General features: G+C 43.8%; 14 protein-coding genes. 8 read left to right on the top strand and 6 right to left on the bottom strand.

Annotation, left to right across the window (positions count from 1 at the left end; all coding sequences use genetic code 11):
- Positions 1-103 precede the first annotated feature (103 nt).
- The 5 genes from lptC (at position 104) to radA (ending at position 4,223) form a co-directional block, all read left to right on the top strand.
- Positions 104-676 carry an LPS export ABC transporter periplasmic protein LptC gene (gene lptC / locus RT143_RS05390; RefSeq protein ID WP_050324506.1) on the top strand — a complete coding sequence of 191 codons (573 nt, stop codon included), beginning with the start codon at positions 104-106 and terminating at the stop codon, positions 674-676.
- A gap of 180 nt (positions 677-856) precedes the next feature.
- Positions 857-1,366, top strand: coding sequence for a lipopolysaccharide transport periplasmic protein LptA (gene lptA / locus RT143_RS05385; RefSeq protein ID WP_313091729.1), 510 nt, complete (start codon positions 857-859; stop codon positions 1,364-1,366).
- A 57-nt stretch (positions 1,367-1,423) separates the two neighbouring features.
- Positions 1,424-2,167, top strand: coding sequence for an LPS export ABC transporter ATP-binding protein (gene lptB / locus RT143_RS05380; protein WP_135889063.1), 744 nt, complete (start codon positions 1,424-1,426; stop codon positions 2,165-2,167).
- Between the two features lie 38 nt (positions 2,168-2,205).
- On the top strand, positions 2,206-2,640 hold the full coding sequence (locus RT143_RS05375) for a PACE efflux transporter (RefSeq protein ID WP_313091679.1): 435 nt from the start codon (positions 2,206-2,208) through the stop codon (positions 2,638-2,640).
- A gap of 185 nt (positions 2,641-2,825) precedes the next feature.
- Positions 2,826-4,223: a DNA repair protein RadA gene (gene radA, locus RT143_RS05370; protein WP_050324120.1), complete on the top strand. Its 1,398-nt coding sequence runs from the start codon at positions 2,826-2,828 to the stop codon at positions 4,221-4,223.
- A gap of 76 nt (positions 4,224-4,299) precedes the next feature.
- Here the strand turns inward: radA and RT143_RS05365 are convergent, their stop codons facing one another.
- The 4 genes from RT143_RS05365 to RT143_RS05350 form a co-directional block, all read right to left on the bottom strand.
- Complete coding sequence (locus RT143_RS05365) at positions 4,300-4,632, bottom strand: hypothetical protein (protein WP_096488671.1); 333 nt, start codon at positions 4,630-4,632, stop codon at positions 4,300-4,302.
- A gap of 228 nt (positions 4,633-4,860) precedes the next feature.
- Positions 4,861-5,655: an ABC transporter ATP-binding protein gene (locus tag RT143_RS05360; RefSeq protein ID WP_036593505.1), complete on the bottom strand. Its 795-nt coding sequence runs from the start codon at positions 5,653-5,655 to the stop codon at positions 4,861-4,863.
- 67 nt (positions 5,656-5,722) lie between these two features.
- Complete coding sequence (locus RT143_RS05355) at positions 5,723-6,628, bottom strand: ABC transporter permease (RefSeq protein WP_313091677.1); 906 nt, start codon at positions 6,626-6,628, stop codon at positions 5,723-5,725.
- Positions 6,629-6,808: 180 nt separating this feature from the next.
- Entirely contained in the window at positions 6,809-7,801 is a 993-nt protein-coding gene (locus RT143_RS05350; RefSeq protein WP_404935888.1) for an ABC transporter substrate-binding protein, read from the bottom strand.
- Between the two features lie 502 nt (positions 7,802-8,303).
- On the opposite strand from RT143_RS05350, the gene RT143_RS05345 reads away from it, so the two are divergent.
- Positions 8,304-8,822, top strand: a complete 519-nt coding sequence (locus RT143_RS05345) for a hypothetical protein (protein ID WP_313091675.1) — start codon at positions 8,304-8,306, stop codon at positions 8,820-8,822.
- 73 nt (positions 8,823-8,895) lie between these two features.
- On the opposite strand, the gene RT143_RS05340 is transcribed toward RT143_RS05345, so the two are convergent.
- Positions 8,896-9,954, bottom strand: coding sequence for an ABC transporter substrate-binding protein (locus RT143_RS05340; RefSeq protein WP_313091674.1), 1,059 nt, complete (start codon positions 9,952-9,954; stop codon positions 8,896-8,898).
- Between the two features lie 454 nt (positions 9,955-10,408).
- Between RT143_RS05340 and RT143_RS05335 the strand changes: the two genes are divergently transcribed.
- Positions 10,409-10,570 carry a hypothetical protein gene (locus RT143_RS05335; protein WP_007116336.1) on the top strand — a complete coding sequence of 54 codons (162 nt, stop codon included), beginning with the start codon at positions 10,409-10,411 and terminating at the stop codon, positions 10,568-10,570.
- Between the two features lie 149 nt (positions 10,571-10,719).
- Here RT143_RS05335 and metG read toward each other — a convergent pair whose 3' ends face one another.
- The gene (gene metG / locus RT143_RS05330; protein WP_313091672.1) at positions 10,720-12,831 is read right to left on the bottom strand and encodes a methionine--tRNA ligase; all 2,112 of its coding nucleotides are present in this window, start codon (positions 12,829-12,831) and stop codon (positions 10,720-10,722) included.
- A gap of 212 nt (positions 12,832-13,043) precedes the next feature.
- Here metG and apbC point away from each other — a divergent pair, with 212 nt between their 5' ends.
- The gene (apbC, locus tag RT143_RS05325; protein ID WP_313091670.1) at positions 13,044-14,270 is read left to right on the top strand and encodes an iron-sulfur cluster carrier protein ApbC; all 1,227 of its coding nucleotides are present in this window, start codon (positions 13,044-13,046) and stop codon (positions 14,268-14,270) included.
- The last annotated feature ends 45 nt before the right edge of the window (positions 14,271-14,315 follow it).

Raw genomic sequence — 14,315 nt, 5'->3', positions numbered from 1 at the left:
AAGTGATTTATTTTAAGTGATTTATTTTAAGTGATTTGCGTATGCGGTTTAGTGTGGTAACGTCCATTTTTATCAAATTTTTTGGCAATGTTAGGTGGCAATCGTGTCAACAAAAACGCTATTTATTTTAGGCTTATTATTTATTATCGTATCGGCCTATTTTTATGCGCAAAACGATGCTCGCTTGACCCAAGTATCCCTCAAACCGACCGATATTGATTACCAAGCAGAGCAAATTAAAGCGCTACAAACGACCGAAACAGGTAGTGTTGGCTATCAGTTAACAGCGGCGCAGGTAACCCATTACCAAAATGCCAATACCGCCGTGATGTCCAAGCCGCAGATTGTTATCCGTCCAAAAAATGAGCGTGAAGTAACTTTGGTGGCTGACCAAGCGCAGTTGGATGAAAATAAGCAGATTGCCAAACTGATAGGTAACGTGACCTTAACCAGCGTTCCGTTGCTCACCCAAAATACCAGTATGTCGAATTTGCCCGTTAAAATGATAGGTAAAAACTTTGTCGGTGATTTGGTCAATAATACAGTAATGACTAATGAACCGCTTACCTTTATCCATGGGAATAATCGGTTTGATGCCAAACAATTTAGTGGTGACTTGGCAACGGGTGATTACGGTTTTGGACAAGTGAGTGTGATGATTCAACCTGCACAGTAGCTAATCCTAGCATTTAGTACAGCAGCTACTGTTAAGACAGCAACTCAGTTGCGATGTTGATGGGATTTAAGTGACTATCAAAAATCTTTAACTTCGGTGCTAATTTAATCTATATTGTTGATTTTAAAATTTTTATATAAAAGGTTTAACATGATTGTGGTGAAGACTCGACAATTAATAATGGCTGGCGGTGTGTCAGTTGCTGGCGTCCTTGCGGCATCGAACGTGGCAAACGCCTTGCCATCAGACGCCAATGAGCCGATTCGGTTGTTGGCAGATAAAGCGACGTACAGTGAGCGTTCTGGGGTGACAAGCTATACAGGCAACGTTACCATTACCCAAGGCACGCTCAAAATGGCGGCGGATAATTTAACCGTCAATTTGACGCCGACTCGCGCCATCGAAAGTGCAGTCGCAACAGGGCGCCCTGCCACTATCCAACAAATTGTGACACAAGAGAAGGGCTTGGCGAAAGGTCAGGCGAATCGAATTGACTACAATGTCAAAACAGGGCTTGTCACCCTCACGGGTAATGCGCGCTTGACCCAAAATGGCGGTAGTTTTTCTGGCAATGTCATCCATTACAGTCTAAAAGTGGGTGATATTGAGGCAAAAGCAGGGAATAACCAACGAGTTGAATTGGTATTTCCACCACAAGCGAGCAACCGTGTGGGCGTTCGTAATCGCTAGTATTTTTTAACTTGCTTTCGCTTTGTTCATTGCCATTGTTTAGTTCTAGGATTTATTATGTCGCAACCGCAAGCCAACCAGACTCTAATCATGCAGCACCTTGCCAAACGCTATGGCAAGCGTTGGGTGGTTAAAGACGTGTCTTTTTCGGTAGAACAAGGACAAGTGGTTGGGTTACTCGGTCCAAATGGGGCGGGTAAGACCACCAGCTTTTATATGGTCGTTGGTCTGGTCAATATGGACAAAGGGCAAATACAGCTCGGTAATCGGGATTTGTCGGCATTGTCCATGCACGAGCGCGCCGCAGCAGGCATTGGCTACTTACCGCAGGAAGCGTCAATTTTTCGCAAATTAACCGTTGAAGAAAATATTTTATCGATTTTGCAGACTCGCACAGATTTGGATAAAGCGGGGCAGCAGCAGCAACTTGAGCAGCTGATTGGGGAATTTAATTTGGGTCATGTGCGCCACTCATTAGGGATGAGTGTGTCAGGCGGTGAGCGCAGACGCTGTGAGATTGCCCGCAGCCTTGCCTCAAATCCCAAGTTTATTTTGCTTGACGAGCCTTTTGCTGGGGTTGACCCGATTTCGGTAGGCGATATCAAAGAGGTGATTATCAAGCTCAAACAGCGCGGTATCGGCGTGTTGATTACTGATCACAACGTGCGTGAAACTTTGGCTATCTGTGAACATGCCTATATTGTCAGTGAAGGACAAATTATTGCGGCAGGTACACCAGAGCATATCTTAGACAATGAGTTGGTACGTAAGGTCTACTTGGGTGAAAACTTCATGGTCTAGCAAGCAGGGTTTAGTAAGATGGCTAGAAGCAAAACGTGATGACCACCAAAGCACGCATCTGGCAAGCGATGTTATTTGAGACAATCGCCATACTGCTATCATTAGGCTGGGTAAAATTACTCAGCTTTTTTGGCTTTACGGGTAGTGAATCGCAGCATAACGCAAGTATATTGGCGCTGCTGATTGGCATTTCACTCATCGCCATGATTTGGACATTTATTTATAACTTATTGTTTGATAAATTTTTTACCGGTGAAAAACTGGCTCGTCCGATATGGCTACGGGTACTGCATATAGTGGGTTTTGAAGGTGGCTTGTTGGGCTTTACCTTACCACTGGTCATGTGGGTGATGAATATTGGACTGTGGCAGGCGTTTATGCTCGATATTTCGTTAACCCTACTTATTTTGGTGTATGGGTTTATTTTTTACTGGATTTATGACCTTGTCGCCCATAAATATAGTCGCAAATAACTGTAATTTTGTATGTCAAAATTTGTGTGTCAAACATAGTTCGCTATCCCTAATTTCATTGCATTAATGTCATCGCATTAATTTCATTGCATGGTTTATCCCTCTCACTACCACCAATACGCTTTAATTTTCTTTATTCTTTAATTTTTCTTTATTTTTAAATTTTTCATTGCAAATTGGACTCTATGGCAAAATCAAAATCATCCTACGTGTGCCAACAATGTGGCGCAAACTTTGGTAAATGGTCGGGACAGTGTGCCGAATGTGGCGCATGGAATAGCCTTGTCGAAGCGCCGACGGTCAGCATGCCACATCATAAACCCGTCACCAAAAAAGCTAGCAACTACGCAGGCGAACAATCGAGCGTCATGCCACTTAATGCCGTGCCTATGTCACTCGATACTAGGCTACCAACGGGTGTTGGTGAGTTTGACCGAGTGTTAGGCGGCGGCTTAGTAGCAGGTTCTGTGGTGCTGATTGGGGGTGATCCCGGTATTGGCAAATCCACAATCTTGCTACAGACGGCGATTCACATGGCAGAAAATCAAAGTCTAGCCGGCAGTGCACTGTATATTACCGGTGAAGAATCGTTATCACAAGTGGCGATGCGGGCTAGTCGTTTGGGGCTACCCAATAACAACTTAAAAGTATTGGCAGAAACCAATGTTGAAATGATCTGCCAAGCTTTAACCCAAGAGCAACCAGCCGTCGCCATCATTGACTCAATTCAGACTTTGTTTACCGAAGCTATCCAATCCGCGCCAGGCGGTGTCAGTCAAATCCGTGAATCAGCAGCGATTCTGACGCGCTATGCCAAGCAAACGGGTACAGCGTTATTTTTGGTCGGGCATGTGACCAAAGAAGGGGCGCTGGCAGGCCCTCGCGTGCTAGAACATATGGTAGATGCGGTACTGTATTTTGAAGGGCAGTCGGACAGCCGTTTTCGAATGATTCGTGCGGTGAAAAATCGTTTTGGTGCCGTCAACGAGCTGGGCATTTTTGCCATGACAGATGCAGGACTCAAAGAAGTGGCAAATCCATCGGCGATATTTTTAAGTCGCTATGATAAACCGATTGCAGGCTCAGTGGTCATGGTTAGCCGTGAGGGCACCAGACCGCTACTGGTTGAAGTACAAGCGCTGGTGGATGAATCGCAAGGACAACCTAGGCGCATGGCACTAGGTTTAGATTATCAGCGCTTAGCCATGTTGCTGGCAGTCATGCACCGTCATGGCGGTATCCAAACCAATGGGCAAGATGTGTATGTCAATGTGGTAGGCGGGGTCAAGGTGCTTGAAACAGGCTCAGATTTGGCGGTTTTATTGGCCTGTGCGTCTAGCATCAAGGAAAAGCCTTTGCCTTATACCCTGGCAGTATTTGGTGAAGTGGGCTTGTCGGGTGAAATCAGACCGGTTCCCAATGGTCAAGAGCGTCTAAAAGAAGCGGTGAAACATGGCTTTACTCATGCGATTGTACCCAAAGCCAATGCACCCAAAACGCAATTAGAGCAGTATCAAGGTCTCAAAATCATCGCGGTTGAGCGATTAGATGATGCGATTGATAGCGCCTTTAATCATCTATAAATAAAGGAATCATCTATAAATAAAAGATATAAAAAAAGCTGAAAAGTAAGGTTTCAGCTTTTTATAATTGACTTTTTTATTCTGCATCTGCGGCAAAATTAAAGTATTTGGATTGACTGCCAATGATTTTTTCAACCGCTTCAATCACTTCATCCACCACATCATCATACACCCCATAGTGAAGCTCATTGCGAAATGAGGTAAACGGACTTTTACGTAGACCTGAACGCACTTCGGTGATACCATTTTTATGGTAAATAAAATCAACTTTACCATTGGTGTTTAGTACACAGCTTAACCGTCCATCTTTTACCATCATATCCACGCGCTCTGGCATAAAGATGTATTCATTGACATTTAACGTTTTGTCTTCGACAGCTTTCGTAACAAGTGATTTTAAATCAAACATAGTGACCTCAAAGTGTATCGTTTTTTATAATTAAAATTTAGGGAAAATAGCAGTATTGTCACTGCTTGCTTATCCAGTGTTATTATGAAGAATTAATTTATCACTGTGTGTAAAAAAATGGATAACTTATGTTATCCATCTTCATCTTATTAAGCGCTAGCGCCTATTTAACTCATTCTATTTAAGCCATGCTATTTAACTCACCGTATTTGATTGGGCGCAGTTAAGTTAGCTTAAAATTAAGCTGTCATCTTCTACCACTTCGCCGCGGGTGCGTTCAAACATATTGAGTAAATCATGAACAGTCATGCCTTTGCGTTCATCGCCTGATACGTCTAGTACCACTTGTCCTTGGTGTAGCATGACGGTGCGTGTGCCGTGATTGAGCGCTTGTTGCATGGAGTGAGTGACCATCATGGTGGTAAGATTGTTTTCTTGGACGATTTTATCGGTCAGTTCCAAGACGAAAGCGGCGGTTTTTGGGTCAAGGGCAGCCGTGTGTTCATCGAGTAGTAAAATTTTTGACGGCTGCAGGGATGCCATTAATAGGCTAACCGCTTGGCGTTGCCCGCCTGATAATAAACCCATACGGTCAGTGAGTCGATTCTCTAACCCTAATTTTAAAATCGCCAGTTTTTCACGGAAGATTTCACGGTTTTTGTGATTCAATGCGCCTTTTAAAAAACGCGATTCGCCGCGCTTGTAAGCAAGTGCCATGTTTTCTTCAATGGTTAAGGCTTCACAAGTACCTGCCATTGGGTCTTGGAAAACGCGTGCTACCCAGTGTGCGCGCTGGTGGGCAGATTTTTTGGTCACGTCAATATTGTTTAAGGTAATTTTGCCGCTATCCACCCGAATAGTGCCAGCGACGGCATTTAAAAACGTCGACTTACCTGCGCCGTTGGTACCAATGACCGTGACAAATTCACCTGCCTCAATACGCAGGCTGATACCACGTAAGGCAGGGTTTTCAATGGGCGTACCAGGATTGAAGGTCAATCGTAGGTTGTCTGCGTTCATCATAAGGCATTGTCCTTTTACTTTATAAGTTGTTAAGTGCCAAAGTTAACATCAACTATTTGATACCAAGTTAAGCAGCATGCTTATGGCGATTGCTCAAAATTTTTGATTTGATTTTTGGTAAGATTAAAGCAATCACCACCAGTAGTGCGGTGACTAAGTTAACATCTTGAGGACCAAAACCAATCGCACGTAAGGTATCATTTGACAACGCAATTTGGATAAAGAATTTATAAAGAATCGCCCCGACAATAGCAGATAGGGTAATCCACAGCATTTTTTTGGCAGGGATGATGGTTTCACCAATGATAACGGCAGCAAGACCAATCACAATGGTACCAACACCAATGGAAATATCGGCACCCCCTTGGGTTTGCACAAAAATCGCACCAGCAAGCGCAATCAGCCCGTTAGAAATCGCCATACCTAACAAAATGCTACGAGAGGTAGCAATTCCTTGTGCTTGTGACATTTTAAGGTTAGAGCCAGTTGCCCGCATTGCCAAGCCCATCTCAGTACTAAAAAACCAGTCTAGGAATAATTTGGCAGCAAGCACCACACCCCCAATCACCACACAGCGCATCCAATAGCCGTTACTATCGGTCACCAGTTCGCCAAATATCGTTGGCTCACCGAGCAATGGCAAGTTTGGCGCTTGCATAATACGCAAATTGACGGCATACAGCGCGACCATCACTAAAATACTGGAGAGCAGCTGTAAAATACCAAGTTTGACATGTAGCCAAGCCGTTACCAAACCTGCAATACCCCCAGCAAGCATACCAAAGATACAAGCCAGCCAAGGGTTGACATCCGCAATGATTGCCACGCCTGCGACAGCACCGCCTAAGGGAAAACTACCATCCGCAGTCAAATCTGGAAAATCTAACACCCGAAATGAAATGTATACGCCCAAAGCCACTAACGCATAGATTAGACCACTTTCTAGGGCACCAAATAAAGCAAGTAACGACATAACTGTTCACACAAAAAAGTAAAGACCGCTTGTTAATTCAACAAGCAGTCAGGTGTTAAGGTAAACCAAGTGGCATTAAGCGTAATGCGACTAAAGTACAAATACGCGCTTTGCAACTTTAGTTGCCACTGGGAAATTAAATTTACAATCACATTAAAACAGCTAAAACTAACAAAAGATTTATTGTTTAGCTTTTGGCGCAGGCTCTACTTGGGCTGCCTGACTAATTAACTCTTGTGGCAGGGTAATACCAACTTCTTGCGCGTGCTTTGGGCTAAGGTATAAGTCAAGCTTATTCATCGTGATAGGCTTGATGGTACCTGGTTTTTCGCCTTTTAGGACGCGGCCAACGATTTTACCTGTTTCGATGCCTAAGTCTTTGTAGTTGATACCCATCGCCGCAACTGCACCACGGGCAACGGAGTCAGTATCGGACGCCACTAGAGGGACTTTGATTTCTTTAGCCGCTTGGTAAAGCGACTCATAAGCGGATACCACGTTGTTGTCAAGTGAGGTATAGATGAGCTGAACTTTACCTTGTAGACCGCGAGTCGCTTGCGGAATATCGGTAGTGCGCTGTGCAGGTGCTGCAACGATGCTGATACCCATCGGTTTAAATTTTGTTTCAAGCTCTTTGAGTACTACCGTTGAGTTGACTTCTCCGGGGCTGTATACATAGCCGACTGATTTGAGATTTGGTACGACTTTTTTCATCAGCTCAATCTGTGGCTCAAGTGGTAACATGTCTGATGCGCCTGTCACGTTGGTGCCAGAGGCTTCCCAAGATTTTATCAGTTTCGCTTCGACAGGGTCGGTAACCGCAGAGAAGATAACAGGAATTGAGTTGGTCGCTGCAATGACGGATTGCGCCGATGGGGTAGCAATGGCAACGATGGCATCGGGTTTATCCGCGGCAAATTGTTTGGCAATCTGACCGGCAGTCGCCGTGTTGCCTTGGGCGGATTGGAAATTTACTTTTAGGTTTTGACCTTCTTTAAAGCCTTCATTGCCAAGCTCTTCAATCACACCTTGACGGACGGCATCTAATGCTGGGTGCTCAACGATTGCCGTGATAGCGACAGACTTGGTATCGCCTGACGCAGCTGTCGTTGCGCTTGCCGTGCTTGCGCTACTGGCATCAGCTGTTTTATTGTTAGATTGGCTGCAACCCATCAGGCTTGCCATACAAATTCCACCTAGCATCATTGCTTTGGTCAAACGAGAAACACCAAATGTAGCGTTCAACATATATCACTCCAAAAATCCATCCATAGGGTAACAATTAAAAAGGTAAATCTTAAAAAAGGAAAATCTTACACTTCAATAACAATATCATACAGTATTGTTAAGCATTATTTACATTTTATCAGCTAATTTTGCAGCCGCATAGCGTTATATGTATCAGGCAAGTTTGCCAACCATGATAAAAGCTTTGGGTCACGGGTTAAAGAGTGATTTCTGATAAATTGCTATAACATAACAATCTGCCTCATTTCGCTAATGTATCATTTTTTAATAATAATTCGCTAAGTCATAAGCTAACTAATAAGTCATAGCGTATTGTTTTTAAGTAGAAAGAAAATTACCACAGCATTGTCATATTAAGTTACATTTTAATTTCATAATATAGCTTCATACAAAATTACTTATCCATCACAGAGAAAGGTGTATGACAATGAAAAAATCGACATTATTAACTAGCTTATTTTTAGCGGGCTCGTTTATGGCTTCACCCGTTGTTTTTGCAGATCCTGGTCATGGTAAAGCTCAATATAAACAAGACAAACAAGCTAGAACCTGGAAACAGCAACAACAACACTATAAAGATGACCGCAAAGAAAACCAACGCTACAACACAAACCATGATAGAGACCACGACAGAGGCGACAATCGATACTACGATAGTCGTACGGGTCGCTACCTAACCCACGAGCAGTATCGCCAATTACCCCCAGGTCTGCAAAAAAATGTTGCACGTGGTAAAGCGGTACCACCAGGCTGGGCAAAAAAACTAGATAGTCGTTATTACAGCGTCAAGCGATATAATGACCGTAATGTCTATGTGTTAAATAACAATGCTTATCGCCAAGCAAAAGTTATCAGTCACCCGCGTCCAGGTGAAGTGCGCCTACGTGTTGACAATCGCGTACTTGATGTGCTTGAAGCGACACGTGTTATTTTAAATGTACTTTAAATAACGCATCGTTTTACTGGCCAGTTTGAAAAACCCGTCTATTTAGGCGGGTTTTTTCATTTAACCATAGCGATTATTTGTCAATTTTTTGCTCGGGTGTGGTATCAACGTTAATCGCACCTTTTAATAGTTCAGGATTTAGTGTTACGCCTTGTGCTTGGGCGTGTTTTGGGCTCACGTATAAAGTTAATTGGTTCATTACTTCGGGTTTAACTTGATTGACAGGTGTGCCATCCAAAATTTTGCCTACCATTTTGCCTGTGGCGCGCCCAAAGTCATAATCATTGACACCGAGTGCTGCCGTAGCGCCGCGGCGGACGCTAAACTCATCGGAGGCGATGATGGGAAGTTTTAAGGCATTGGCTGATTGCACCATTGATTCAAATGCTGACGCCACGTTATTGTCCATTGAGGTATAAATCAACTGGGCTTTGCCGCCAAGACTGTTAGTTGCCATGGCAATATCAGTCGGACGGTTGGCGGGGATATCCACTAAGTTCATGCCACGCTCTGGCAGCGCAATGTTGAGCTTATCTCGCAGCGCCACCGAATTCATCTCACCTGCACTAAACACATAGCCAATGGATTTGGCTGACGGCATGATTTTTTGTATAAAGTCAAGCTGCGGTGCTAGCGGTAATTGGCTGGATAAACCTGTGATGTTGGGCTGAGTCGGGGTGTTTTGTTGAGTAATGAGCTTGGCAGCGACAGGATCTGACACTGCTGTATAAACAATCGGTATCTCTTTGCTAGCGGCAGCCAACGACTGAGCGGTAGGGGTGGAGATTGCCACGATAGCATCAGGTTTGTCAGCAACAAATTGTTTGGATATTTGTCCTGCCGTTGCCGTATTGCCTTGTGCAGATTGAAAATTTACCGTCAGATTTTGCCCTTTGATATACCCTTCAGCAGCCAATTCATCAATGATACCTTGGCGAATGGTATCAAGCGATGGGTGCGCCACAATCGCAGAAATGGCGATGGTTTTATTGGGTTTTTGGCTGGCAGTGGCTGAGGGTTTGCTAGACGTGTCTGCAGCTTGCGCGGGTGGTTTCTGAGGTGAGCAGGCGGCTAAAGATAATCCAATAATGGCGCAGATAGCGGATAATTGACCGCGTGTGAATGACAACATAGTATTCCCCAATCATCAAAATTGTTTTGTGAGCAGAGTATATCATTTCAACGTACTAGTTTGCTATAACATAAATGAAAGTTTGCTATCCTCTATACATATTATACATAAGTTTTTTTATTGTTTAGCGGTTTTTATGAATATTGGTCTATTAAAAAAATGTTGTAAATATTGCTGTCTGAGTAGGTTTAATTACATAAAGCGCTTAATGGAAACAAAAAGACCTTAATTGAAACATAAAGAATCAAAATAATTGGATATTTCATGAAATTGTCATAATAAAATGGTATGAAAATCTTTCGATATCTTTTAGAATACAACTTCTACTCGCAGCATTATTTATCTTTTTTAAACGATTCGTTGCAGCGTTGATTAAGTTAAACATGTCTGTGCTTAGTAAAGGTAAATGATTCACAGATGGAATCATCGTACACTAACTCAACAAGGAGGCTATATGAACTCATCAAACTTGATGGCAGGCGTATTAGTAGTTGGTGCTATTCTACCTTCGGCTGAAGCACCCCATTATTGCCAATACAATAAGTCAGCTAATCCGGTTAGAGCCAATCGAAAATCTATACCTGTTCGCATTAGCGTTAGCAAAAGCGACCGTTAATTGGGCTACATTATATATTTTTTGATATTTAGGATAGCTTAATAAAAAAACCGCTGGTAATTATCAGCGGTTTTTTGTTGTGATCAAAAAAATGATTAAGAATGTGTCAAAATGTTTCAGCTCATCGCAATCAATCACAGTTAAGCCCATTAAGCAAGGGTCGCACCCGCAGGGATATGGTCATCTAAAGTAACAACCGTCAATTGACCCGCTTTTTCAGCCGATAAAATCATACCTTCAGAAATACCAAACTTCATTTTTCGTGGCGCAAGGTTGGTGACGCAGACCACGGTTTTGCCCACCAATTGTTCAGGGTTATAGAATTTGGCGATACCGCTAAACACATTGCGCGTTTTCACATTGCCCTGCGCATCTGTCTCACCCACATCTAGGGTAAATTGCAGCAATTTATCTGCACCTTCCACGTTGTTGCAGGCTAGTACTTTTGCTACGGTCATCGTGACTTTGGCGAAGTCATCGATACCAATCAATGCGTTAGCATCAGTGGATTGTTCACTAGCGGCGGCTTTGGCTTTGCTCGCGCCAGATTGTCCAGTTGCGGCTTGATTGGCGATAGCAGGCTGTTTGTTTAAATCTTCTTTTGAAGCGTCCACCATCGCAGCAACTTTATCTTTGTCAACACGCTGCATCAATGGGGTAAAGGCGTTGATGGTATGCCCGACCAATAACGCATGACGGCTATCAAAATCTAGGCTGTCAACATTGAGAAAAATTCGTGCTTTTTCACACATCAATGGCAATACAGGGGCAAGATAAACCACCAATTGACGGAAGATATTAAGCGCGACGGTACACACCGCTTGTACTTCGGCTTGTTGGCCTTCGACTTTGTTAAGAGCCCACGGTTTTTTGTCATCGATGTACTCATTAGCTTTGTCTGCACACGCCATAATCAGACGCATGGCTTTGCTAAATTCGCGCGCTTCATAAGCAGCAGCGATGTCTTCGCCGGCATCAATGATTTGTTGCACCAAAGCAGGCTCGCTGATTGTCAGTGCCAGTTTACTGCCATGATTTTTATGGATAAATCCTGCGCAGCGGCTAGCGATATTGACGACTTTACCCACTAAGTCTGAATTGACTTTTTGCATAAAGTCTTCGAGGTCAAGATTGATATCTTCGACACTGGCAGATAATTTGCTAGCAAAGTAGTAACGCAAGTATTCAGGGTCAAGGTTTTGTAAGTAAGTATCGGCTTTGATAAAGGTGCCGCGAGATTTACTCATTTTCTCGCCATTGACGGTTAAGAAGCCATGCGCGTTGATGGCAGTGGGGGTTCTAAATCCTGCGCCTTCAAGCATAGCTGGCCAAAACAGCGCGTGGAAATACACGATATCTTTACCGATAAAGTGATAGACTTCGGTGTTGTTATGATTTTCTTTTGACCAATAGTCATCAAAATTTAAGCCTAAATTCGCACCTTGTTGGTCACACAAGTTTTTGAAACTTGCCATATAACCGACAGGCGCATCGAGCCACACATAAAAATACTTGTCGGGTTCACTGGCTGGGGTGTTTGGGATTTTAAAGCCAAAATACGGCGCATCGCGGCTGATATCCCAGTTGGCAAGCCCTGCATCAAACCATTCTTGTAATTTGTTGGCGATAGAGGTTTGCAGGCGACCTTCTTTACGCGTCCAGTTTTGCAAAAATTCGCTAAAGTTTGGCAGATTAAAGAAATAATGGATGGATGATTTTAAAACAGGCGTTGCACCTGAAAGCGTTGAGTAAGGATTTTTGAGTTCGGTGGCATTGTAGGTCGTGCCGCAGACTTCGCAGTTATCGCCGTATTGGTCTTTTGCGCCGCATTTCGGGCATTCGCCTTTGACAAAACGGTCTGCCAAAAACAAGCCTTTTTCTGGGTCATACAGCTGTTCAACTGCTTTGTGAGAGATATGACCGTTTTCATACAAGCGATTATAAATCAGCTGTGAGTAATACTCATTTTCGGGACTATGGGTCGAATAATAATTGTCAAAATCAACCAAAAAGCCCGCAAAATCTTTTTCATGGGAGGCTTTGACATCGGCAATTTGCTCTTCAGGGGTGACACCGTTGGCTTCTGCTTTAAGCATAATCGCTGTACCATGGGCATCATCGGCACATACATAGGTCGCTTGATGACCCAGTGATTTCATGGCGCGTACCCAAATATCGGTCTGGATGTACTCAACCAAATGTCCCAAATGAATCGGACCATTGGCATACGGTAGGGCGCTAGTAACTAAAATTTTTCTCACAATACACCTGTTATTGATTTGTTTAAAAAAATGTCATTATTGCTGTATGATAGCTTAAATCGCATCATTTCCCAACCAATGGGCATCAATCAAACAAGAAAAATTACTTTTCACACAGATATGTTCAATCTGTCTCTGTGAAAATTGGCAATGAACCCCACTTAACAGTGGTTAAAATCGTTAAAATAACAACATTGGGGTAAGCAACTATCATGTTCAACTTTATCAAACCAAAAACCGTGGCAACAGTGGATGAGTCCACGCTTAATCAGTTATTTGATGAATATCACGTCAATAACCAACCAATTCGCCAGTATGTCAAAGGGGCTAAACAGCAAGGTAATAGTCTGACATTGGATTTGCGCTTGCCCGATGACTGCAATCCTGAACAAATCCATCATGATTTGAGCCAAAAGCTGCATATCCATGGGGTCAGTGAAGTGAATATGAATATTACCTTGTTTGACAGCACTACCGCGCCAAAACCTACTACTAAAGGCAGTGGCTCAACCCTACCCAAAACCACCAATGCCATGCCACCTGTCACTCAGGTCGCGCCACAAAGTGACAAATTAGTCACAGAAAACCCTGAACCTGCGATTGCCAAAAAAGCCACTACCCAAGCAGAATTAACACCGCATCCACGTATCGAGCATATTATTGTGGTGGCTTCGGGCAAAGGCGGTGTTGGCAAATCGACAACGACGGTAAATATCGCCTTGGCGTTGCAAAAACTGGGCAAACGCGTGGGCGTGCTGGATGCGGATATCTACGGCCCGAGTATTCCAAGTATGCTTGGCGTGCCAGGTCAGCAGCCGCAGCTCGAGCATGAGCAATTTGTACCGATTGCAGCGCAAGGTATGCCGATGCTATCTATCGGTAGCTTGTTGAGCGATGACACTACCCCGGTTGCTTGGCGCGGTGCCAAAGCCACAGGCGCACTGATGCAACTTTACAACCAAACCAACTGGCCAAATCTTGATTATTTGGTGATTGATATGCCACCTGGGACGGGGGATATTCAGTTGACGCTCGCCCAACGTATTCCTGTGACAGGTGCGGTGATTGTGACCACACCCCAACATATTGCTTTACTAGATGCGCAAAAAGGCATTGAGATGTTCCGCAAAACCCATATCCCTGTGCTGGGCGTGGTAGAAAATATGGCGCTGCATACTTGTAGCAGCTGTGGGCATACCGAAGCAATTTTTGGCGAAGGTGGCGGGGATAAAATGGCAGCACAGTATCAAGTGCCACTACTGGGGCAATTACCATTGGCGAAAGGCATCCGCGAGCAAGCCGATAAAGGAGAGCCATCCGTCATTGCCAATCAAGGCGCAGGCGATGAATTTGCCGACTATTATCTCAATATCGCTAAAAATATCGAAGCCAATATCGCCAAATTTGCCAAAACGCATGATAACAATCGGATTTTCTAGCACGATTGGAAAGTCAAAAAAGTCAAAGAATATGTGTTAAATAAA

The sequence above is a fragment of the Moraxella sp. CTOTU48268 genome, assembly GCF_032069585.1.
In the GTDB taxonomy this organism is placed as follows: Bacteria; Pseudomonadota; Gammaproteobacteria; order Pseudomonadales; family Moraxellaceae; genus Faucicola; species Faucicola cinerea.
Note: the sequence above shows the minus strand (reverse complement) of the source record. Positions and strands in the feature narration are given on the sequence as shown.

What these genes read in the sequence shown, in the direction of transcription:
- lptA (WP_313091729.1), top strand. Translation starts at nt 857, where the DNA reads ATGGCTGGCGGTGTGTCAGTTGCTGGCGTCCTTGCGGCATCGAACGTG.
- lptB (WP_135889063.1), top strand. Translation starts at nt 1,424, where the DNA reads ATGTCGCAACCGCAAGCCAACCAGACTCTAATCATGCAGCACCTTGCC.
- RT143_RS05375 (WP_313091679.1), top strand. Translation starts at nt 2,206, where the DNA reads ATGACCACCAAAGCACGCATCTGGCAAGCGATGTTATTTGAGACAATC.
- radA (WP_050324120.1), top strand. Translation starts at nt 2,826, where the DNA reads ATGGCAAAATCAAAATCATCCTACGTGTGCCAACAATGTGGCGCAAAC.
- RT143_RS05365 (WP_096488671.1), bottom strand. Translation starts at nt 4,632, where the DNA reads ATGTTTGATTTAAAATCACTTGTTACGAAAGCTGTCGAAGACAAAACG.
- RT143_RS05360 (WP_036593505.1), bottom strand. Translation starts at nt 5,655, where the DNA reads ATGATGAACGCAGACAACCTACGATTGACCTTCAATCCTGGTACGCCC.
- RT143_RS05355 (WP_313091677.1), bottom strand. Translation starts at nt 6,628, where the DNA reads ATGTCGTTACTTGCTTTATTTGGTGCCCTAGAAAGTGGTCTAATCTAT.
- RT143_RS05350 (WP_404935888.1), bottom strand. Translation starts at nt 7,801, where the DNA reads ATGGGTTGCAGCCAATCTAACAATAAAACAGCTGATGCCAGTAGCGCA.
- RT143_RS05345 (WP_313091675.1), top strand. Translation starts at nt 8,304, where the DNA reads ATGAAAAAATCGACATTATTAACTAGCTTATTTTTAGCGGGCTCGTTT.
- RT143_RS05340 (WP_313091674.1), bottom strand. Translation starts at nt 9,954, where the DNA reads ATGTTGTCATTCACACGCGGTCAATTATCCGCTATCTGCGCCATTATT.
- RT143_RS05335 (WP_007116336.1), top strand. Translation starts at nt 10,409, where the DNA reads ATGAACTCATCAAACTTGATGGCAGGCGTATTAGTAGTTGGTGCTATT.
- apbC (WP_313091670.1), top strand. Translation starts at nt 13,044, where the DNA reads ATGTTCAACTTTATCAAACCAAAAACCGTGGCAACAGTGGATGAGTCC.